Source organism: Sinorhizobium sp. B11 (genome assembly GCA_039725955.1).
In the GTDB taxonomy this organism is placed as follows: domain Bacteria; phylum Pseudomonadota; class Alphaproteobacteria; order Rhizobiales; family Rhizobiaceae; genus Rhizobium.
Window position 1 is genome coordinate 3332083 of sequence record CP091034.1, and the last position, 19773, is coordinate 3351855.

Consider the following 19773-nt stretch of genomic DNA (forward strand, 5'->3'; position numbering starts at 1 on the left):
TTCCGGCTTTGCCGAGAGCGACAGGCTCTTCGTCAGGCGGTGGCTTTCGCGCCTTCGGAAGTTTCAGTCAATGCCTTTCTGACGATCGGCGCCACTTTTGTCCCGTAGAGCTCGATGCCGCGCATGACCTGATCATGCGGCATCAGGCCGATCGCCATCTGCAGCAGGAAGCGATCATTGCGGAAAGCCTTGTGTGCAGCAACGATCTTCTCGGCCACGAGTTCCGGATCACCGAGGAAGAGATTACCGGTCGGGCCGCGCGACATGTCGAAATGCGCCCGGCTCGTCGGACCCCAGCCGCGCTCGCGGCCGATGCGGTTCATCACTTCAGCCTGCGGACCGTAAAACTGGTCTGCCGCCGCCTCGGTCGTATCGGCGATGAAACCATGCACATTGATGCTGGTCTTCAGCTTTGCCGCATCCTGCCCTGCCCGGCGGGCGGCTTCCCGATAGAGGTCGAAGAGTGGCGCAAAGCGCGGATATTCGCCGCCGATGATGGCAAGCGCGACCGGCAGACCAAGCGCGCCGGCGCGCGCCACGGACTGCGGCGTGCCACCGACGGCAATCCATAAAGGCAGCGGATCCTGGAGCGGCCGCGGATAGACGCCGCGCCCATTGATCGGCGCGCGCAGTTCGCCCTGCCAGTTGATGATCTCGCTGTCGCGCAGAGCCAGAAGAAGATCGAGCTTCTCTTCGAAGAGCTGATCATAATCTTCGAGATTGTAGCCGAAGAGCGGGAAGGATTCGATGAAGGAACCCCGCCCCGCCATGATCTCGGCGCGCCCGTTGGAAATCAGGTCCAGCGTCGCAAACTGCTGGAACACCCGCACCGGATCGTCGGAGGAAAGAACTGTGACGGCGCTGCTGAGACGGATGTTCTTCGTCTTCGCCGCAGCCGCCGCAAGCGCCACCACCGGCGCCGATGCCACATAATCAGGCCGATGATGTTCGCCGAGCCCGAAGACATCGAGCCCGACCTGATCGGCGAGCTCGATCTCCTCGATCAGATGCTTGATCCGCTCGGCCGCTTCCACGCCCTTGCTGCGGGACGGATTGGGGTTGACGTCTGCGAATGTATAAAGGCCCAGTTCCATGGTCGGTGTCCTGTTTAACTTGCGCCTGAGATAAGGTCCGGCAGGGCTCGGAGCAAACGGAAATTCTGGAACGGATTGTTCGACAAAGTTGATGGCTGCGTCAGGCCGATGCCCGCCACGGATCGATGATTTCCACGCCCGTGCCGCGAAAGTTACGGGCGGCATCCCATGAAGGTACAGCTTATTTCGCCGCCGGCTGCGCCGCTTCTTCCTGCATCTTGTCGATCTGCCGGCGGATATGGGCAGCTTCCGCTGCGGAATGGGCAAGCGCGATGGCGCGGTCGAAGGCAATGCGGGCCGGCGCGATACGGCCAAGCTGCGTCAGCAGGTTGCCGCGCAGGCCGTGATAATAGAAGTAGCCGTCGAGCTTCTCGCCCAGCGGTTCGATGAGATCGAGCGCCTCCTGCGGTCCATTCAGCTTTGAGACTACGACCGCCCGGTTGAGCGTCACGACCGGTGAAGGCTGGACGCGCTCCAGCGCGCGGTAGAGCAGGTCGATTTCCACCCAGTCGGTATCCGCGGCGCGTTTTGCACGGGAATGGACGGCGGCAATTGCTGCCTGGAGCTGATAGGGGCCGGGCTTGCGATGACGCAGCGCCTTGTCGAGCAGAGCCAGCGCTTCGTTGATCAAGGGCTGGTTCCAGAGCGAACGGTCCTGATCCTCGAGCAGCACGATCTCATCTTCGGCGCTGAAGCGTGCCTGCCGGCGGGAAATCTGCAAGAGCATGAGAGAAAGCAGCCCCATGAGTTCCGGTTCGGCGGGGAATATATGCAGCATCAGCCGCGCCAGCCGGATCGCCTCGTCGCTGAAGGCAGCCGCCTCTTGTTCCGGATCCGCCTGGCTGTAGCCCTCGTTGAAGATCAGATAGATCATCGTACTGACGATCACCAGCCGCTCGGCCCTCTCCTGCGGGCTCGGCGTTTCGAAGGGCACACCGGCTTTCGCCACGCGCGCCTTGGCCCGTGTGATGCGCTGCTCCATGGCGCTTTCGGAGACGAGGAACGCACGCGCGATCTGTGTCACCGACAGGCCAGAAACGATGCGCAGCGCCAGCGCGATCTGCTGGGTGGCCGGCAGGTCCGGATGGCAGCAGATGAAGAGCAGCCGGAGGATATCGTCGCGATAATGGGAATCGTCCAGCCGATCGGCAATATCGCTTTCGGCGTCCTCCTTGTCTGAAATCTGATCCTCATCCGGCAACGCCTGGATTTTCGCCCGCTTGCGCACCGCATCGATGCCGCTGTTGCGACCAACGAAGATCAGCCAGGCCGTCGGGTCGCGCGGCGGCCCTTTTTCCGGCCAGGTCCGGATCGCCCTCAGGCACGCCTCCTGAAACGCCTCTTCCGCAGTATCGAGATTGCGGAAATAGCGCAGCAGCGCGCCAAGAGCCTTCGGCCGGGCCGAGGCAAGCGCGAGGTCGATCCAGGCAATGTCTGTCATGATGCGATCTCTCCCGGCCTGAAGGTGTAGAACGGCCGAATTTCGTAAGAGGTGGAACCCGGATTGACTGCCGAAAGCTGTTTGGAGAAGGCGATCGCCTCATCCAGCGTTTCGAAATCAACCGTATAGAAGCCGAGAAGCGCCTCTTTCGTTTCCGCAAACGGACCATCGACAACGAAGGCCTCGTCCCTGCCCTTGCGCACGGTTGCTGCGGCCGTCGTCGGCATCAGCCGGCCGGTCGGGCCAAGCTTGCCGGCAGCGGCGAGCGGCTCGATCACGGCATGCAGATTTCCCATGACGGCAGCCTCTTCCTCCTCGGTCCAGGCAAAAACGGTTTCCTCATTGGCGTAGCAAAGGATTGCGTAAAGCATCGGTAACTCCTCTTTCCGAATGACGAAGGAGTAACCGTTTGGCCGACAGGCCGCATCAAAAAATTACGAATAAGAAAATCAGTAAATCTGATCGAAGCGCTGCAGTTAGCCTATGACGGGGCTTCGAAATCCACGCCATTGAGTTGCCTGATTTGACCCTGAGAGCTGTCGGCGCTTTCCATCACCTTTCCATTCGAGAACGCCGTGAACAAATCTCAGAAACTTCTCGCAGCACTTGCCACCCTCATATTGTCGACGCAGGCTACCCATGCCGCGTCCGCCCCGGAAAATTTCCTCTATATGGGGGCCGGCGACCTCGCAGCTGCAAAGGCGAGACTCGCCCGGCCCGATATCGGCGGCGTACAGGTCGTCTATGCCTGGAAGAGCCTGGAAACGGAGAAAGGTCAGTATGATTTTTCGGCGATCGAGCAGGACCTGGCCATCGCCAAAAGCCTGAACAAGAAGATGTTCATCCAGGTGCAGGATCGCTTCTTCAGTCCAACGGCGCGCAACATCCCTGACTATATGCTGACCGAACCGGAATATGATGGCGGCCTGACCCCGCAATTCGACAATCCCGGCGAAAACAAGCCGGTCGGTTCCGGCTGGGTCGCCCAGCAATGGAACCCGGCCGTTCGAGCTCGCTATCAGGCGCTGTTGAAGGCACTTGCCGAAAAATTCGACGGCCAGGTCTATGGCATCAACCTGCCGGAAACCTCCATCGATCTCGACCCGAAGCATGAGCCGAAGGGCTTTTCCTGCGATGCCTATTTCTCGGCCGAGATGGAAAACCTCGCCTTCGCCCGCAAGGCCTTCGAAAAGTCGCTCGTCGTGCAATATGTGAACTTCTGGCCCTGCGAATGGGAGAACGACCATAATTACATGGGCCGCCTCTTCGATTTTGCGGCGAAGCACAATGTCGGCCTCGGCGGCCCTGACATCGTACCGAACCGCAAGGCGCAGATGAAGAACTCCTACCCCTTCTTCAACAAGTACAAGGGCAAGCTCTCCTATGTCGGCCTCGCCGTGCAGGAGCCGACGCTCACCTACAGGAACCCCGCGACCAAGAAGCCCTTCACCAAGGAAGAGTTCACTGCCTTCGCAGAGGACTATCTCGGCGCCGACGTGATCTTCTGGAGCACGGCAACGCCCTGGCTGAAGAAATGACGATAACAGGCAGGCGGTTACCAAGCCGCCTGCCACCGCCCCCTAGGGCTTAGCCGCCCCACGCCGAATTGCGGATCACGCTGCAGAAATTACCCCTGTGGAAATGCGGTTCCTTGTCGGCGATCACATCCGCCTTCACATTGCCGAAGGTCGTTTCCGGCTTGTGCTTGATGCCGTCATAGAAGGTCTGGATGATATCCTCCTTGAAATGCGGCGTGCGCGGATGGGCGCGCACCACTGCGTCACGGTCGGCATCGCCGAAGCCGTGATAGTCGATGCCGAGCACATCCATCTCCACGCCTGCCGTCACCAGGGCCACGACCGGATGCATGTGCTTCGGAATGCCGGGTGTCGTATGCAGCGCGATTGCCGTCCAGACGGTGTCGATATCGGCCTGCGAGATGCCGTAGCTTTTCAGGAAGTCACGAGCGGCATTGGCGCCGTCGACCTCGAAGCGCTCGTGCTCCGAACTATGCTGGTGCATCAGCCCCATGTCATGGAACATGGCTCCGGCATAAAGCAGTTCCGGGTCAAAGTTCAGGCCGCGGCGTTGGCCCGAGAGCGCACCGAAATAATAGACCCGGCTGGAATGATGAAAGAGCAGCGGCGATTCCGTGTCCCTGACAAGTTCGGTAATGTCGCGTGCCAGCTTGCTGTCGGGAATGCTGATGCCGCCGATCGTCAATGTCATCGTCTTTCTCCTTGATGGTGGATGCCAAGGAGCGTAAAAGCGGCTGGATATGTCAGCAATCGACGCTATCCGTCATTTTCTGCCAAAACCATTCCGCTGCGGACATGAGGCCGTCAGATGAAGCCCAGGACCATCGCCATCCTTGCCGTTCCCGGCGTTCAGCTTCTGGACGTTTCCGGTCCGCTCGATGTTTTCGCCGAAGCCAATCTGCAGAGTGGCAGGCAAGTCTATCGCCCCGTCGTCATCGCCACCACGCACGGGCATATCCGCAGTTCCTCCGGCATCCGCCTGATCGCCGACTATACGATCGAGGACGATACCGGCCCGCTCGATACGCTGCTTGTCGCCGGCTGTCCCAATGCAGCGGAGATCGAACATGATGCAAAGCTGTTGGCATGGCTCGGCAAGGCCGGACCCGGCGCCCGCCGTTACGGCTCGGTCTGCAGCGGCGCATTCCTGCTCGCAGCCGCCGGCCTGCTAGAGGGCCGCCGGGTAACCACGCACTGGGCTGTCGCAGAGAGGTTGAGACAGGCCTATCCCGGCGTGACGGTGGAGGAGGACGCGATCCATGTGGCCGACGGAGAGTTGAGAACCGCTGCCGGCGTCACAGCGGGACTGGATCTTGCCCTCTCCCTTGTCGAAGAGGACCTCGACCGTGACGTGGCGATGCGTATCGCAGCCCAGCTCGTCATGTTCTTCAAGCGCCCCGGTGGCCAGATGCAGTTCAGCCGCAAGGGCGAAGCTGCTCCTGCCGGACGCTCGGCCCTTCAGGAAGTACAGCGCTGGATCGCAGCCAATCCCGCTGCCGACCATAGCGTCGCCGAACTCGCCCGCCGGATGGAACTCAGCCCGCGGCATTTCGCCCGGCTCTTCCGCGACGAGGTTGGCATGACGCCGGCAGCCTGGGTCGAATCCACACGCATCGCCGCCGCCCGCCGGCTGCTCGAAAGCGGCCATGTGCCGAAACAGGTAGCCAGCGAATGCGGCTTTGCCGATGACGACACCTTGCGCCGCGCCTTCACGCGCCATCTCGGCGTCACGCCTGCGGAATACCGCAAGCAATATGCACACATGAGCCCGGTGAGTTGAGCGATCAGAGCTCGCTCAACGTCCGCTTCACCGCATTCTTCCAGCCCCTGAGCTTTACGGCACGGGTCTTCTCGTCCATCGAGGGTTCGAAGCGCCGGTCACGCTTCCAGGTCGCGGAAAACTTCTCGCGATCCGGCCACACCCCGGCTCTGCTGCCGGCCAGCCAGGCAGCGCCCAGCGCCGTCGTCTCCAGAATGACTGGGCGGTCGACCGGCGCTTCCAGCAGGTCGGAGAGACGCTGCATCGTCCAGTCGGAAGCCACCATGCCGCCATCGACACGCAGCACCGTGTCGTCCGTGCCGTTCTTCCAGTCCTTTTGCATCGCCTCCAGGAGATCGCGCGTCTGGTAACAGACAGCCTCCAGCGCCGCCCTCGAAAGCTCGGCCGGGCCGCTATTGCGCGTCAGGCCATAGATCGCGCCGCGTGCCTTGGCATCCCAATGCGGTGCGCCGAGCCCGGTAAAGGCGGGCACAAGATAAACCTCCTGCGTCGGATCGGCCTTCTCCGCCAGATCGTTGGTATCGGATGCCCTGTCGATGATCCCGAGACCATCGCGCAGCCATTGGACCGCCGCGCCGGCAATGAAGATCGAGCCCTCCAGTGCATAGGTCGTCTCGCCATCAAGGCGATAGGCGATGGTCGTCAGCAACCGGTTCTTCGATCGCACCATATCGCTGCCGGTATTCAGAAGCGCGAAGCAGCCGGTGCCATAAGTCGATTTCAGCATGCCCGGCTCGAAGCAGGCCTGACCAATGGTCGCCGCCTGCTGATCGCCGGCAACGCCGAGGATCGGGATCGCGGCACCAAACAGCTCGGGATCGACGATGCCGAAATCATCGGCGCAATCCTTCACTTCCGGTAGCATGGCGGCCGGTACGCGCAGGATGTCGAGCAGATCCTCGTCCCATTCGTTGGTGGCGATATTGAACATCAGCGTGCGCGAGGCATTGGTCGCGTCGGTCACGAAGCTCTTGCCGCCCGTCAGTCGCCAGATGAGGAACGTGTCGATCGTGCCGAAGCAGAGGTCGCCGCGCGCTGCTCTCGCCCGCGCGCCCTTCACGTTTGCAAGCATCCAGGAAAGCTTGGTGCCCGAGAAATAGGGATCGAGAATGAGCCCGGTCTTCTTCGTGAAGGTGCGCTCCAGATCCTGCCGCTTCAGATTGTCGCAATAACTCGCCGTGCGCCGGTCCTGCCAGACGATGGCATTCTGGATCGGCTTGCCGCTCTCGCGCTCCCAGACAACGACGGTCTCGCGTTGGTTGGTGATGCCGAGTGCTGCAATATCCTTTGCCGTGACCTTGGCTTCGCGCAGCGCCATATGGACGGTGGAAACGACCGAATCCCAGATTTCCTCAGGATCATGTTCCACCCAGCCGGAGCGCGGATAGAACTGCGTGAATTCCTTCTGGCCCATGCCGGCGATCTTCATGTCGCCATCGAAGACGATCGCCCGCGTCGAGGTCGTTCCCTGATCGACCGCCAGAACATATCCACCCATGCGATTCCTCCCGCTGCATGCTGTTGCCGTGGCAAATCAATAGGGCAGGTCCGCCCGGCTTGGAAGGGCGTAACTGGCAGTGGCGTCCCTCAGCCACTTCCCGATTGCCAGCCCGACGCCTTTGAGCATAACCTCGCTCCAACGCTGCAATGCAGCATCTCATTGTCAGGGAGGAAGAAGCATGAGCAGATCAGTCGTCGTCACCGGGTCCACCAGCGGCATCGGGCTTGCGATTGCCACTGCCTTTGCCGCCAGGGGCGACAACGTCGTCATCAACGGCTTCGGAAAAGAAGATGAAATCAAGGCGATAGTCGAGCGCCTTGAATCATCGTCGAAAGCCAAGGCCCTCTATCACCCGGCCGATATGACGAAGCCATCAGAGATTGCCGATCTGATCGAAACTGCGGCCAGGACCTTCGGGACGGTCGATGTGCTCGTCAACAATGCCGGCATCCAGCATGTCGAAAAGATCGAGGATTTCCCGATCGAAAAGTGGGACCAGATCATCGCCATCAATCTGTCCAGCTCTTTCCATACGATGCGTGCTGCGATCCCGCTGATGAAGGCGAAAAAACACGGCCGCATCATCAACATCGCTTCGGCGCATGGCCTGGTCGCCTCGCCCTTCAAATCTGCCTATGTAGCGGCAAAGCATGGTATATTGGGCCTGACAAAGACGGCCGCCCTCGAACTCGCCGAATTCGGCGTGACGGTAAACGCGATCTGCCCCGGTTACGTGCTGACCCCGCTGGTCGAAAGACAGATCCCGGATACAGCAAAGGCGCGCGGCATGACGGAGGAGCAGGTCAAGACCGAAGTCATCCTCAAGGCGCAACCGACGCACGAATTCGTCAAGGCCGAGGAAATCGGCGCGCTGGCGCTCTACCTCGCAAGCGAGGAAGCCCGGCAGGTGACCGGCACGCATATCTCGATTGACGGGGGCTGGACGGCGGCATAACCATTTTAGAAAACATCCGGGAATATCATGAACGACAGCATCCGTTTCATCCTCAATGGCGAGGACGTTACTTTGGGCAATGTCCGGCCGACGGAGACTCTTCTCGATTTTCTCCGGCTGAAGCGACGGCTGACAGGCACCAAGGAAGGCTGCGCCGAAGGCGATTGCGGCGCCTGCACCGTGCTGATCGGCCGGCTCATTGATGGCAAGCTCTTCTATGAATCCGTCAATGCCTGCATCCGCTTCATCGGCTCGCTGCACGCGACCCACGTCGTGACGATCGAGCACCTGGCTGCAAAGGATGGCACGCTGCATCCGGTGCAGCAGGCCATGGTCGATTGCCACGGCTCCCAATGCGGCTTCTGCACGCCTGGCTTCGTCATGTCCCTGTACGGGCTCTGGCTCTCCAACGATAAGCCGGATCGTGCCGAGATCGAAAAGGCGCTGCAAGGCAATCTCTGTCGCTGCACCGGCTACGAGCCCATCGTCAAGGCCGCCGAGCAGGTGAGCCTACAGCGCCCAAGCACGCTTTTCGATCCGCTTGAAAAGACCCGCGCCGAAATCATTGCCCGTCTCTGGGCCATGCAGGCATCCGAGACGATCTCGATTGCGTCAGAAGAGGGCCGCCTCATTGTGCCCCGCTCCGCCGACGCGCTTGCGCGGGTGCTGGCCGCCGAGCCGACGGCGACCATCGTTGCCGGCTCCACCGATGTCGGCCTCTGGGTGACGAAGCAGATGCGTGAGCTAGATCCCGTCATCTTCATCAATCATCTGACGGAGCTTCAGTCGATCATTGCAGGCGAATACGGCATTACCATCGGCGCCGGCGTCACCTATACCCGTGCGCTTGAGACCATCGCCCGTAAGATACCTGCCTTTGCCCGCCTCATAACGCGCATCGGCGGCGATCAGGTGCGCAACATGGGCACCATCGGCGGCAACATCGCCAATGGCTCGCCGATCGGCGACAGCCCGCCGCCCCTGATCGCGCTCGGCGCACAACTGACGCTGCGCTCGATCGAAGGTGTGCGCAGGCTGCCGCTCGAGGATTACTTCATCACCTATGGCAAACAGGATCGGAAACCGGGCGAATTCGTCGAGAGCGTCTTCGTGCCCTACCCGGTCGCAGACGCCAAGTTCGCCGCCTACAAGATCAGCAAACGCCGAGACGAGGATATTACCGCCGTGCTCGGTGCCTTCTATCTGGTGCTGGACGAAGCCGAGCGCGTCACCGAGATCCACATTGCCTTTGGCGGCATGGCGGCAATACCCAAGCGCGCCCGCAGCGTCGAGGCCGAGCTGATCGGCAAGCCCTGGAGCGAAGCGACCATCGAGGCTGCACGCCCTGCCTTTGACGCCGACTTCCAGCCGCTGACGGACTGGCGCGCCACAGCGGAATATCGCCAGCTGACGGCCAAGAACCTGCTGACGCGGTTTTACCTTGAAACGGTCGGTGCGCCCGCCGAGCTGAAGCGGTTCGAGGAGGTGGCATGATAAGGATGGTGTTTGTTGGTGCCGTGTGGCCCCCTCATCCGGCTGCCGCCACCTTCTCCCCGCTGGGGAGAAGGGGATGCCGCGCCGTCTCCTTCCCCCCTTCTCCCCTGGGGGAGAAGGTGCCCGAAGGGCGGATGAGGGGGCCACACGGCACCACATCTGCCCACGAAGGAGCCATCTGATGGACAAGTCCACCTTCGAGGATCGCAAGCTCATCAACGGCCAGATGCATGTCTCGCTGCGCCATGATTCAGCGCATAAGCATGTCACCGGAAGTGCCGATTATATCGACGATATTCCAGAACCCGCAGATCTCCTGCATGGCGCGCTCGGAATGTCGGACCGCGCCCATGCCGAGATCGTCTCGATGGATCTCTCCGAGGTCGCGGCCTGTCCCGGCGTCGTCTGGGTCTTCACCGGCAAGGACATTCCCGGCGTAAACGACGTCAGCTCGAATGGCAGCAACGATGAGCCGCTGCTTGCCGAAACCAAGGTCGAATTCCACGGCCAGCCGATCTTTGCGGTGATCGCGCAAACCCGCGAGATCGCGCGCCGCGCCGCGCGCAAGGCAAAGATCGAATATCGCGATCTCCCCCATTGGAGCGACATCGACGCCGCCATTGAAAATGGCAGCCCGCTCGTCATAACCCCGATGACGCTGCAGCGTGGCGAAGCGAAAGCGGAAATGGAAAATGCTCCGCGCCGGCTGAAGGGCCAGATGCGCATCGGCGGCCAGGAGCATTTCTACCTTGAGAGCCATATTGCCATGGCGATCCCTGGCGAGGACGATGAGGTCGCCGTCTGGTCCTCGACCCAGCATCCGAGCGAAATCCAGCATATCGTCGGGCATGTGCTGAACATTCCCTCGAACGCCGTCACCGTCAACGTGCGCCGCATGGGCGGTGGCTTCGGCGGCAAGGAAACGCAGGGCAATCAATTCGCAGCGTTGGCCGCAGTGGCAGCCAAGAAGCTGAAGCGCGCCATCAAGTTTCGCCCGGACCGTGACGAGGACATGAGCGCCACCGGCAAGCGGCACGACTTCCGTGTCGACTATGAACTCGGTTTCGATGACGAAGGCCGGATCCATGCGGTCGACGCCACCTATTCCGCCCGCTGCGGCTTTTCCTCGGACCTGTCCGGCCCGGTCACCGACCGTGCGCTGTTCCATGCCGATTCCAGCTATTTTTATCCGCATGTGCATCTGATCTCGCAGCCGCTGAAGACGCATACCGTCTCCAACACCGCCTTTCGCGGTTTCGGTGGCCCGCAGGGCATGCTCGGCGCCGAGCGCTTCATCGAAGAAATCGCCTATGCCGTCGGCAAGGACCCGCTTGATATCCGCAAGCTGAATTTCTACGGCCAGCCGGGCTCGGGGCGCACGACCACGCCCTTTCATCAGGAGGTCGAGGACAACATCATCGCCCGCGTCGTCGAGGAACTCGAAGACAGCGCCGACTACCGTGCCCGGCGCAACGCCATCGTCGCCTTCAATCGCGACAACCGCTATATCCGCAAGGGCATTGCGCTGACGCCAGTGAAATTCGGCATCTCCTTCACCATGACCGCCTTCAACCAGGCCGGCGCCCTCGTCCATATCTATCAGGATGGCTCGATCCATCTGAACCATGGCGGCACGGAAATGGGCCAGGGCCTCTACACCAAGGTGGCACAGGTTCTGGCCGACAGCTTCCAGGTCGATATAGACCGCGTGAAGATCACGGCGACCACGACGGGCAAGGTGCCAAACACATCGGCGACCGCCGCCTCCTCTGGTTCGGACCTGAACGGCATGGCCGCCTATGATGCGGCCCGCCAGCTTAGGGAACGGCTGGTCGCATTCGCAGCAGAGAAATGGGAAGTGCCGGTCTCGGAGGTCATCTTCCTGCCGAACCGCGTGCGGGTCGGCGAGATCGAAATCCCCTTCCCTGATTTCATCAAGCAGGCCTATTTCGCCCGCGTTCAGCTGTCGGCCGCCGGCTTCTATAAGACGCCGAAGATCCATTGGGACCGCAAGGCCGGCCGCGGCACGCCCTTCTATTATTTCGCCTATGGCGCCGCCTGCACCGAGGTGACGATCGACACGCTGACCGGCGAATATCTGATCGACCGCACCGATATCCTCCACGATGTCGGCCGTTCCCTGAACCCGGCAATCGATATCGGCCAGGTCGAGGGCGCCTTCGTCCAGGGAATGGGCTGGCTGACGACCGAGGAACTCTGGTGGGATGAAAAGGGCCGCCTGCGCACGCACGCCCCCTCCACCTACAAGATCCCCCTCGCCTCCGACCGGCCGAAGATCTTCAACGTGCGGCTCGCCGAATGGTCCGAGAATGCGGAAGCCACGATCGGCCGTTCCAAGGCCGTCGGTGAACCGCCCTTCATGCTGGCGATCTCCGTGCTGGAAGCGCTCTCCATGGCCGTCGCCAGCGTCGCGAATTACCGCGTCTGCCCCCATCTCGATGCCCCCGCAACGCCCGAACGCGTGCTGATGGCGGTCGAGAGGATGAAGAGGGTGTAGCCATGACCCGGCGCGAAATCCTTTCCGGTTTTGTGCCCGGCAGCGACTTCCGCGCCTTTCTGGCCCTCCAGCCCGATGTGATCCTTGTCGAAATAACGGGCACGCAGGGCTCGACACCGCGCGAGACCGGCGCCTTCATGCTGGTTTCGGGCAGCAGCCTCTGGGGCACGATCGGAGGCGGCCAGTTCGAATTCATCGCGATCGGCAATGCCCGCGACCTGCTCGCCGGCACCGGCGGCACCGACGTCATGGATATTCCGCTCGGCCCGGAAATCGGCCAGTGCTGCGGCGGCCGCACGCAACTGCGCTTCCGGCCTGTGACGGATGCAGTCAGGAACGAGCTGGAGAAAAAGCGGGAAAGCGAAGCCGAACAGCTGCTGGAAGTCTACGTCTTCGGCGCCGGCCATGTCGGCCGCGCGCTTGCCGCGGCACTCGCGCCGCTGCCGCTTTCGGTCACCGTTATCGAGACCCGGAAAGACGAACTCGCCAATCTTCCGGTCTCGACGAAGAGCCTGTTGGTGCCGATGCCCGAGGCATTGGTGAAGGACATGCCTGCAGGTGCGGCACTCGTCATCCTCACCCATGACCATGCGCTGGATTTTCTGATCGCGCGGGAAGCACTCGCCCGCGCAGACTTTGCCTATACTGGCATGATCGGCTCAGCCACCAAGCGGGCGACCTTCGCGAACTGGCTTTCCCGTGATGCAGGCGGCGAACGCTCCTGGCTCGATCACCTTACACTGCCGATCGGCGGATCGGCAGTGAAGGACAAGCGCCCTCACGTCATCGCCGCCATGACGGCCGCCGAGATCCTGACCGCACTGGCCTCCTACCGCGACCGATCGTCCTCGTAGTGCGGATCGCGTCCGTCCAGGAAACCGAGATCGCGCTTGATGCGATCGGGCATGGCATCCATATCCAGCCGCGGTATCCGGCTGCCGATTCCGCCGGCCAGCCGGCGAATGACGGTGGTGATTAGCGCCTCTCTTGCTGGAGAACGGCTGTCGTCGATAGCTTGGCAATCCATGACATCACCTCGATGGCTTGATGAGATGATTGCAGTTTGTCGGGAAAAATGCTGCAATTCCAATCGAACAATCGTCTGCATCCATAAAGAGAACTTATTCATGAAACTGTCGAAGCAGTTCCCGCTGAATGCGCTGCGCGTCTTCGAAGCCGTGGCCCGGCTCGGCAGCTTCACCAGGGCCGGGGATGAACTCGGCATGACGCAGACGGCCGTCAGCTACCAGATCAAGCTTCTGGAAGAGAATATCGGTGAGCCCCTCTTTCTGCGCCGCCCGCGTCAGATCGAGCTGACCGAAGCAGGCGAACACCTGGCGCCGAGAGTTTCGGATGCATTCAACATCCTGATCGAAGCCATGGCCTCGATGCGCAAGACGACGGAGGAAACGCTGACGATCCATTCGACGGCGACTTTCGCCCAGCAATGGCTGTCGCGCTATATCGGTTCCTTCCAGCTTCAATACCCCAATATTGCCGTCAGGCTGGTCACCTCGGGCAACATCGTCGATTTCCAGAAAGAGGCCGCAGATGTAGCGATCCGCTGGGGTCGCGGCGACTGGCCGGGGCTCATCAGCCACCGGCTGATGAAGCTCGACTATTCCCCCATGCTGAGCCCCAAGCTCGCTGCCGAAATGGGCGGCATCCACGAGCCCGCAGATCTCCTGAAACTGTTCCTGATCAGCGCCGGCGATTCCTGGTGGGCGGAATGGTTCGCGGCCGCCGGCGTCAAGGATGCCGATCTCTCCCGCTATCCGAAAAGCGAATTCGGCACCCAGATCCTCGATGCCAGCATCGCGATCGCCGGCGGCGGTGTCGCCATGCTCAATCCCGGCCATTTCCAGGACGATGTCGCGGCCGGCAGGCTTTACCAGCCCTTCGAACTGACCGGCAATGACGGACGCGACTATTGGCTCGCCTATCCCGAAAACAGGCGAAACGTTCCGAAAATCAGGAATTTCCGGAAATGGCTGCTCGAGAAATTCAACGTCGAGCAAGCCTGACTATACAGCGCGTTAAGAAATGCGCGTCGCTCAGTATCCCATGTCGGGCGCATAGAAACATCGCGGCGTGTCCTCGTTCGGAAACAGGCAGAGATGGTAGTCGCTGTCACCCGAATGCATCGCCTTGGTCATCGGCAGCAGAAAAACATGGTCGCGCGTCACAAGCCGGTGATCGCCGGGCCTTAACGTCAGAAGATAGCCATTGGGAGTAATGGCCACGGTTTTGGACGGGATCATCTGGCAATCGCCGTTATGAGCATCTCCATTGCAACAGTAAGGGTCGTAACTCCAACCCGTAGCGGCGTCGTGGGCCGTCGCAAACGACGCATATGCAATCATCACGCATGTCAGAATGCTGCGCATGGGCATCTTCTCCGTCGATGAATGCGCCGCCAGTGTCGTGCGGTTTCCACCTCGTTCCGGCGGCCCAATATTTAACAACTGTAATTCGATCTGCACATTTCAAGGAACCTTCTGTTCCACATTGACGCATTCACGGCGGATAAAATGTCGCAGAAATCGGCCGTTTTTTAAGGCACGCGAAACACACGTCTCCTTGGCAGCACGATGCACAACCAGATTGCCACCTCAAATTGCGCGGATATAAATATCCCCATGGAAGACCAGCGATATGCTTTTGGCCGTTTCATGCTCGACCCCGCCAGCGGCATTCTGCGGCGGGACGGCCAGCCAGTCCCGCTTGGCCAGCGCGCAATCGCTCTGCTCACAGCGCTGCTGAATGCAGACGGCAGACCGGTCGGAAAGGATGCCTTGATCGAAGCGGGCTGGCCGGGACTGATGGTCGAGGAAGGCAATCTTTCCGTACAGATCGCGCATCTGCGCAAGGCGCTCGGGCAGCGACCCGACGGGCAGGAATGGATCGTCACGCTGCCACGCCTCGGCTATCGCCTCTTCAGGAGCCAGACGCCGACCTCTGATATCGGCGACGACATATTCCCGTCTCTCGCGATACTGCCTTTCGAAAACCTCAGCGGCGACCCCGAGCAGCAATATTTTGCCGATGGCGTCGTCGACGATGTCATCACCGCACTCAGCCGCTTCAGGTCCTTTGCGGTCATTGCCCGCAATACCAGCTTCGTCTATCGCGGCATGGGTGACGTCAGAAAGATCGCCGGAGAACTCGGCGTCAAATATGTGCTGGAAGGAAGCCTGCGCAAATCCGGCAACAGATTACGCATCTATGCCCGGCTGGTGGATGCCGCCGCCAATATGCAGCTCTGGGCGCAAAGCTTTGACGGCGACCTCGAAGATGTCTTCGAGTTTCAGGACCGCATTACCGAATCCGTCGCCATAGGAATCGAGCCCCATGTCCAGCGCGCCGAACTGGAACACGCACGCCGGGAACGGCCCGGCAGCATCTCCGTCTATGATATCTGCCTGCAGGTCCTGCCGAAAATTCTTGCCGAAACCTCCAGACAGAATGCAGAAGCCCATGCTCTGTTGACCGAGGCGCTCGAACGCGAGCCGGATAATGCCCGCATTCTGGCACTCGCCTCCTATACGCTCGAACACCGCAGAACGATGGGCTGGCCGCCCTTTGGGCCCGACGATGCGGAGAAATGTGTCGCGCTCGCACGCCGGGGCATCGAACTGGCGAAAGGCGACGCCACGATCATGGCCACCTGCGGCATGTCGCTCATTCAGGTCGGGCGCGAATATGATTGGGGTCTGGCAATCATGCAGGCCGCCGTCGATCTCAATCCCAACAGCCTGAGCGTTGTCGTAAGAGCCGGAATTGCCCACGTTCATTGCGGCGATCTTGATCGGGGGCAGCAATATCTCACGCGTGCCCACCGCCTGAGCCCGCTTGATCCCTACGCTCACATCACCTTCTGCGGCCTCGCCGATATTGAGATGATCCGCGGCAATTATGAGCAATCGCTTCTGTGGGCATCGCGTTCACTGGCGTTGAACCCGAATTTCGATCCGACGGTCTGGATCCTGATCACCGACAATATGAACCTCGGTCGTGTCGAAGAGGCCAAGCGCTTCCTGCAACATCTGTTGCGCATCGCGCCTGACAGCACGCTGGCAAGCATCGCAGCCGGGCAGGCGACCAAAATTCCCGAACGCCGGGCCCTTGTCCTGGAGGGACTACGCAGCGCCGGCCTGCCGGAGGCTTAGGGACGCTTCGGAACTTTTTGGATCTTTTAGGGGGCCGCTAAAGGACCCTGCGCACGCCCGCGAAGCAATCTCCTCTTACCGCGCAAGGAGCGCGGCAATTTGGGAGGTTTCGATGTTATCGCCCTTGATGATACTGTCACTCGACCAGGGCAGACCCGCCCCTGCACCACGATCTGTCGGCCAATTCGATGCCCGCCTTCTGGAGGACATTGCCGACTGCATCGCCGAGCCAGAGGTTCGAGCCTCAGCCGATCCGAAGATTGCAGGAATGATTGCCTTCATCCGCAAAAGCTTGCGAATTGGCCAGCGCTCCCCGGGTATGGGATTTTGCTTCGTCCGGCTCAGCCGCACCGGCCGAAACCGTAGATCAGTGTTTCTTCTGCTGCTGTTCGGCAGCGGCAACCCGGTTCAGCATCGCCACCATCTTGGTCTTGATCGATCCGTAGGTGCCGAGTTCGAAATTACAGCTGAAGCAGGTGATGATGTCGCTGTCGATCGGCTGCGGGCGCGGAAATTTCATGCGCGTGTTGCGGCACTTCGGGCAAGGGACTTCGATCTGCATGTTTCAGCGGCTCCTTATTAGCGTCGTTGCGATGCCTTAGCACATATGCCGCACCCGGCAAGCTCTTACTGCAACGTCCACTGCGGCAAGAAACCCCAAGTTCCCCCTTTCCTCCCGCTTGAATTTCTCGCAATCTCACGAGTCGGGAAAAAGAACAGGGGAACTGAATGTATGAATATGCAATAGCCTGGGAGTGGCTGGCCTTTGCGGCGCGCTGGTTCCACGTCGTTACCGCGATCGCCTGGATCGGATCGTCCTTCTATTTTATCGCGCTCGACCTCGGCCTGGTGAAGCGCCCGCATCTGCCAGCCGGAGTTCACGGCGAGGAATGGCAGGTCCATGGCGGCGGCTTCTATCACATCCAGAAATATCTGGTGGCACCGGCCGAGATGCCGGAACACCTGACCTGGTTCAAATATGAAAGCTATTTCACCTGGCTCTCAGGCTTCCTGATGCTCTGCATCGTCTATTACGGCGGCGCCGACCTCTTCCTCATCGATCGCCATGTGCTGGATATTTCCAAGCCGGTCGCCATCCTGATCTCGCTCGCATCGCTCGGCTTCGGCTGGATCGTCTACGACCTGCTCTGCAAGTCGCCGCTCGGAAAGAACACCTGGGGCCTGATGGCGGTGCTCTATGTCGTGCTGGTCTTCATGGGCTGGGGCTATACGCAGGTCTTCACCGGCCGTGCCGCCTTCCTGCATCTCGGCGCCTTCACCGCCACGATCATGTCGGCCAACGTCTTCATGATCATCATTCCCAACCAGAAGATCGTCGTGGCCGACCTGATCGCAGGCCGCACGCCGGATGCCAAATATGGCTATATGGCCAAGCAGCGCTCGCTGCATAACAACTACCTGACGCTGCCTGTCATCTTCTTCATGCTGTCGAACCACTATCCGCTGGCCTTCGGCACCGCCTTCAACTGGGTGATCGCCGCACTGGTCTTCCTGATGGGGGTCACGATACGCCACTGGTTCAACACCACCCATGCCCGCAAGGGACGACCGACCTGGACCTGGATCGTCACCGTCGTGCTCTTCATCCTCATCATGTGGTTGTCGACTGCACCGAAGATCCTGACCGGCGAGGATCAGAGCGGATCCGTGGCACCCGCCTTCCAGCAATTTGCCGGCGATCCACATTTTCCCGCCGTCAAACAGCTGATCGGCACGCGCTGTTCCATGTGTCATGCGGCAGAGCCGGTCTATGAAGGTATCGCCCGGCCGCCGAAGGGCGTAATCTTGGAAAATGACGCAGAAATCGCTGCGCACGCCCGGGAAATCTATATACAGGCGGGCCGCAGCCATGCCATGCCGCCGGGGAACGTGACCGACATTACACCGGATGAGCGCAAGCTGCTCGTCGCCTGGTTCGAAAGCGCAGTCGAAGGCAAACAAGAATGACCATGACACTCCTGCGCGGGCGCCTGCTCTCCTTCCGCCGCGCTCCGCTCAGCCTCGCCGATAGCGAGAGCTATTTCTACGAGACAGACGGTGGTCTGTTGATCGAGAATGGCATCATCGCTGCTATCGGCGCCTATGCTGACGTCAAGACCAAGGCGCCTGCCGAGGTCGCCGAAATCGATCACCGTCCGCATCTGATCATGCCCGGCCTCATCGACATGCACCTTCATTTCCCGCAGATGCAGGTCATTGCTTCCTATGCCGCAAACCTTCTGGAATGGCTGAATACCTACACATTCCCCGAGGAATGCCGCTTCGTCGAAAGCGCCCATGCCGAGAAGATTGCCACGCATTTCTACGACGAACTGATCCGTCACGGCACGACCACGGCCGTCGCCTATTGCTCTGTCCACAAGACCTCGGCAGATGCCTTTTTTGCGGAAGCCATGCGCCGAAACATGCGCATGGTCGGCGGCAAGGTGATGATGGACCGCAATGCGCCGCAAGGCCTGCTCGATACGCCCGAAATGGGCTACGACGAGACGCGGCAGGTGATCGCCGACTGGCACGGCAGGGGCCGCAACCACGTTGCCATCACGCCGCGCTTCGCAATCACCTCGACGCCGGAGCAGATGGAGGCGACGGCAGCGCTTGCCCGCGAGTTCCCCGATCTGCACATCCAGACGCATCTGTCGGAAAACCACGACGAGATCAAGTTCACATGCGAACTCTATCCTGATGCGGCCGACTACACCGATATCTATGCCCGCTATGGCCTGCTCGGACCGAAGAGCCTCTTCGGCCACGCCATCCATCTTTCAGACCGTGAGGCCGATGCCATGAGCGAGGCCGGAGCGGTCGCCGTCCATTGCCCGACCTCCAACCTTTTCCTCGGCTCCGGCCTCTTCCCGCTGAAGGCGCTCGCCCGCCGCGAGAAGCCCGTTCGCATCGGCGTTGCCACCGATATCGGCGGTGGTTCCAGCTATTCCATGCTGCGGACCATGGACGAAGCCTATAAGATCCAGCAGCTTCTCGGCGAACGGCTGAACCCGCTCGACAGCTACTATTACATGACCCTCGGCAATGCCGAGGCGCTATCTCTGGCCGACAGGATCGGCACGCTGGAGCCGGGCACGGACGCCGACCTGGTCGTTCTCAACGCGGCCGCAACACCGGCCATGGCCCTGAAAATGGATGTCGTAAAGACGCTTTCGGAGGAACTGTTCCTGCTGCAGACCATGGGTGACGACCGCGCCGTTGCGGAAACTTATGTCGCGGGCGTCGCGCTGAAAAGCGGGCTCTAGCAGGGCGGTGG

General features: G+C 60.8%; 18 protein-coding genes. 10 read left to right on the top strand and 8 right to left on the bottom strand.

Annotated elements, in window-relative coordinates:
* Nucleotides 1-32: 32 nt before the first annotated feature.
* From LVY75_26615 to LVY75_26625, 3 genes are all read right to left on the bottom strand, one after another.
* Entirely contained in the window at nt 33-1094 is a 1062-nt protein-coding gene (locus tag LVY75_26615; GenBank protein XAZ22357.1) for an LLM class flavin-dependent oxidoreductase, read from the bottom strand.
* A gap of 181 nt (nt 1095-1275) precedes the next feature.
* Nucleotides 1276-2535 carry an RNA polymerase sigma factor gene (locus tag LVY75_26620; protein XAZ22358.1) on the bottom strand — a complete coding sequence of 420 codons (1260 nt, stop codon included), beginning with the start codon at nt 2533-2535 and terminating at the stop codon, nt 1276-1278.
* A complete protein-coding gene (locus LVY75_26625; protein XAZ22359.1) occupies nt 2532-2906 on the bottom strand; it encodes a YciI family protein in 375 nt (124 codons plus the stop codon). The genes LVY75_26620 and LVY75_26625 overlap by 4 nt, the downstream gene beginning before the upstream one ends.
* Before the next feature lie 204 nt (nt 2907-3110).
* Here LVY75_26625 and LVY75_26630 point away from each other — a divergent pair, with 204 nt between their 5' ends.
* The gene (locus tag LVY75_26630; GenBank protein ID XAZ22360.1) at nt 3111-4073 is read left to right on the top strand and encodes a hypothetical protein; all 963 of its coding nucleotides are present in this window, start codon (nt 3111-3113) and stop codon (nt 4071-4073) included.
* A gap of 49 nt (nt 4074-4122) precedes the next feature.
* Here LVY75_26630 and LVY75_26635 read toward each other — a convergent pair whose 3' ends face one another.
* Nucleotides 4123-4764, bottom strand: coding sequence for an HD domain-containing protein (locus LVY75_26635; protein ID XAZ22361.1), 642 nt, complete (start codon nt 4762-4764; stop codon nt 4123-4125).
* Between the two features lie 117 nt (nt 4765-4881).
* Between LVY75_26635 and LVY75_26640 the strand changes: the two genes are divergently transcribed.
* Nucleotides 4882-5853 carry a DJ-1/PfpI family protein gene (locus tag LVY75_26640; GenBank protein ID XAZ22362.1) on the top strand — a complete coding sequence of 324 codons (972 nt, stop codon included), beginning with the start codon at nt 4882-4884 and terminating at the stop codon, nt 5851-5853.
* Nucleotides 5854-5857: 4 nt separating this feature from the next.
* Here LVY75_26640 and glpK read toward each other — a convergent pair whose 3' ends face one another.
* Nucleotides 5858-7351: a glycerol kinase GlpK gene (gene glpK / locus LVY75_26645; protein XAZ22363.1), complete on the bottom strand. Its 1494-nt coding sequence runs from the start codon at nt 7349-7351 to the stop codon at nt 5858-5860.
* A gap of 181 nt (nt 7352-7532) precedes the next feature.
* On the opposite strand from glpK, the gene LVY75_26650 reads away from it, so the two are divergent.
* From LVY75_26650 to xdhC, 4 genes are all read left to right on the top strand, one after another.
* Nucleotides 7533-8309 carry a 3-hydroxybutyrate dehydrogenase gene (locus LVY75_26650; GenBank protein ID XAZ22364.1) on the top strand — a complete coding sequence of 259 codons (777 nt, stop codon included), beginning with the start codon at nt 7533-7535 and terminating at the stop codon, nt 8307-8309.
* A gap of 27 nt (nt 8310-8336) precedes the next feature.
* Nucleotides 8337-9803, top strand: coding sequence for a xanthine dehydrogenase small subunit (xdhA, locus tag LVY75_26655; protein XAZ22365.1), 1467 nt, complete (start codon nt 8337-8339; stop codon nt 9801-9803).
* Nucleotides 9804-9984: 181 nt separating this feature from the next.
* Entirely contained in the window at nt 9985-12321 is a 2337-nt protein-coding gene (gene xdhB, locus LVY75_26660) for a xanthine dehydrogenase molybdopterin binding subunit (GenBank protein XAZ22366.1), read from the top strand.
* A gap of 2 nt (nt 12322-12323) precedes the next feature.
* Complete coding sequence (xdhC, locus tag LVY75_26665) at nt 12324-13175, top strand: xanthine dehydrogenase accessory protein XdhC (protein XAZ22367.1); 852 nt, start codon at nt 12324-12326, stop codon at nt 13173-13175.
* On the opposite strand, the gene LVY75_26670 is transcribed toward xdhC, so the two are convergent.
* Nucleotides 13151-13348, bottom strand: coding sequence for a hypothetical protein (locus tag LVY75_26670; protein ID XAZ25840.1), 198 nt, complete (start codon nt 13346-13348; stop codon nt 13151-13153). The genes xdhC and LVY75_26670 overlap by 25 nt on opposite strands.
* 100 nt (nt 13349-13448) lie before the next feature.
* Here LVY75_26670 and LVY75_26675 point away from each other — a divergent pair, with 100 nt between their 5' ends.
* Nucleotides 13449-14345: a LysR substrate-binding domain-containing protein gene (locus LVY75_26675; GenBank protein XAZ22368.1), complete on the top strand. Its 897-nt coding sequence runs from the start codon at nt 13449-13451 to the stop codon at nt 14343-14345.
* A gap of 30 nt (nt 14346-14375) precedes the next feature.
* Here LVY75_26675 and LVY75_26680 read toward each other — a convergent pair whose 3' ends face one another.
* Nucleotides 14376-14708 carry a hypothetical protein gene (locus LVY75_26680; protein ID XAZ22369.1) on the bottom strand — a complete coding sequence of 111 codons (333 nt, stop codon included), beginning with the start codon at nt 14706-14708 and terminating at the stop codon, nt 14376-14378.
* 252 nt (nt 14709-14960) lie between these two features.
* On the opposite strand from LVY75_26680, the gene LVY75_26685 reads away from it, so the two are divergent.
* Entirely contained in the window at nt 14961-16490 is a 1530-nt protein-coding gene (locus tag LVY75_26685; protein XAZ22370.1) for a winged helix-turn-helix domain-containing protein, read from the top strand.
* Between the two features lie 367 nt (nt 16491-16857).
* Here LVY75_26685 and LVY75_26690 read toward each other — a convergent pair whose 3' ends face one another.
* Nucleotides 16858-17052, bottom strand: a complete 195-nt coding sequence (locus LVY75_26690; protein XAZ22371.1) for a hypothetical protein — start codon at nt 17050-17052, stop codon at nt 16858-16860.
* A 167-nt stretch (nt 17053-17219) separates the two neighbouring features.
* Between LVY75_26690 and LVY75_26695 the strand changes: the two genes are divergently transcribed.
* Together LVY75_26695 and guaD are read left to right on the top strand one after the other, a co-directional pair.
* Nucleotides 17220-18458: a urate hydroxylase PuuD gene (locus tag LVY75_26695; protein XAZ22372.1), complete on the top strand. Its 1239-nt coding sequence runs from the start codon at nt 17220-17222 to the stop codon at nt 18456-18458.
* The gene (gene guaD / locus LVY75_26700; GenBank protein ID XAZ22373.1) at nt 18455-19762 is read left to right on the top strand and encodes a guanine deaminase; all 1308 of its coding nucleotides are present in this window, start codon (nt 18455-18457) and stop codon (nt 19760-19762) included. Before LVY75_26695 ends, guaD begins: the two co-directional genes overlap by 4 nt.
* Nucleotides 19763-19773: the final 11 nt, after the last annotated feature.

Bases quoted from the DNA above. Each gene is read 5' to 3' on its own strand.
- LVY75_26615 (XAZ22357.1), bottom strand. From the start codon at position 1,094: ATGGAACTGGGCCTTTATACATTCGCAGACGTCAACCCCAATCCGTCC.
- LVY75_26620 (XAZ22358.1), bottom strand. From the start codon at position 2,535: ATGACAGACATTGCCTGGATCGACCTCGCGCTTGCCTCGGCCCGGCCG.
- LVY75_26625 (XAZ22359.1), bottom strand. From the start codon at position 2,906: ATGCTTTACGCAATCCTTTGCTACGCCAATGAGGAAACCGTTTTTGCC.
- LVY75_26635 (XAZ22361.1), bottom strand. From the start codon at position 4,764: ATGACATTGACGATCGGCGGCATCAGCATTCCCGACAGCAAGCTGGCA.
- LVY75_26640 (XAZ22362.1), top strand. From the start codon at position 4,882: ATGAAGCCCAGGACCATCGCCATCCTTGCCGTTCCCGGCGTTCAGCTT.
- glpK (XAZ22363.1), bottom strand. From the start codon at position 7,351: ATGGGTGGATATGTTCTGGCGGTCGATCAGGGAACGACCTCGACGCGG.
- LVY75_26650 (XAZ22364.1), top strand. From the start codon at position 7,533: ATGAGCAGATCAGTCGTCGTCACCGGGTCCACCAGCGGCATCGGGCTT.
- xdhA (XAZ22365.1), top strand. From the start codon at position 8,337: ATGAACGACAGCATCCGTTTCATCCTCAATGGCGAGGACGTTACTTTG.
- xdhB (XAZ22366.1), top strand. From the start codon at position 9,985: ATGGACAAGTCCACCTTCGAGGATCGCAAGCTCATCAACGGCCAGATG.
- xdhC (XAZ22367.1), top strand. From the start codon at position 12,324: ATGACCCGGCGCGAAATCCTTTCCGGTTTTGTGCCCGGCAGCGACTTC.
- LVY75_26670 (XAZ25840.1), bottom strand. From the start codon at position 13,348: ATGGATTGCCAAGCTATCGACGACAGCCGTTCTCCAGCAAGAGAGGCG.
- LVY75_26675 (XAZ22368.1), top strand. From the start codon at position 13,449: ATGAAACTGTCGAAGCAGTTCCCGCTGAATGCGCTGCGCGTCTTCGAA.
- LVY75_26680 (XAZ22369.1), bottom strand. From the start codon at position 14,708: ATGCGCAGCATTCTGACATGCGTGATGATTGCATATGCGTCGTTTGCG.
- LVY75_26685 (XAZ22370.1), top strand. From the start codon at position 14,961: ATGGAAGACCAGCGATATGCTTTTGGCCGTTTCATGCTCGACCCCGCC.
- LVY75_26690 (XAZ22371.1), bottom strand. From the start codon at position 17,052: ATGCAGATCGAAGTCCCTTGCCCGAAGTGCCGCAACACGCGCATGAAA.
- LVY75_26695 (XAZ22372.1), top strand. From the start codon at position 17,220: ATGTATGAATATGCAATAGCCTGGGAGTGGCTGGCCTTTGCGGCGCGC.
- guaD (XAZ22373.1), top strand. From the start codon at position 18,455: ATGACCATGACACTCCTGCGCGGGCGCCTGCTCTCCTTCCGCCGCGCT.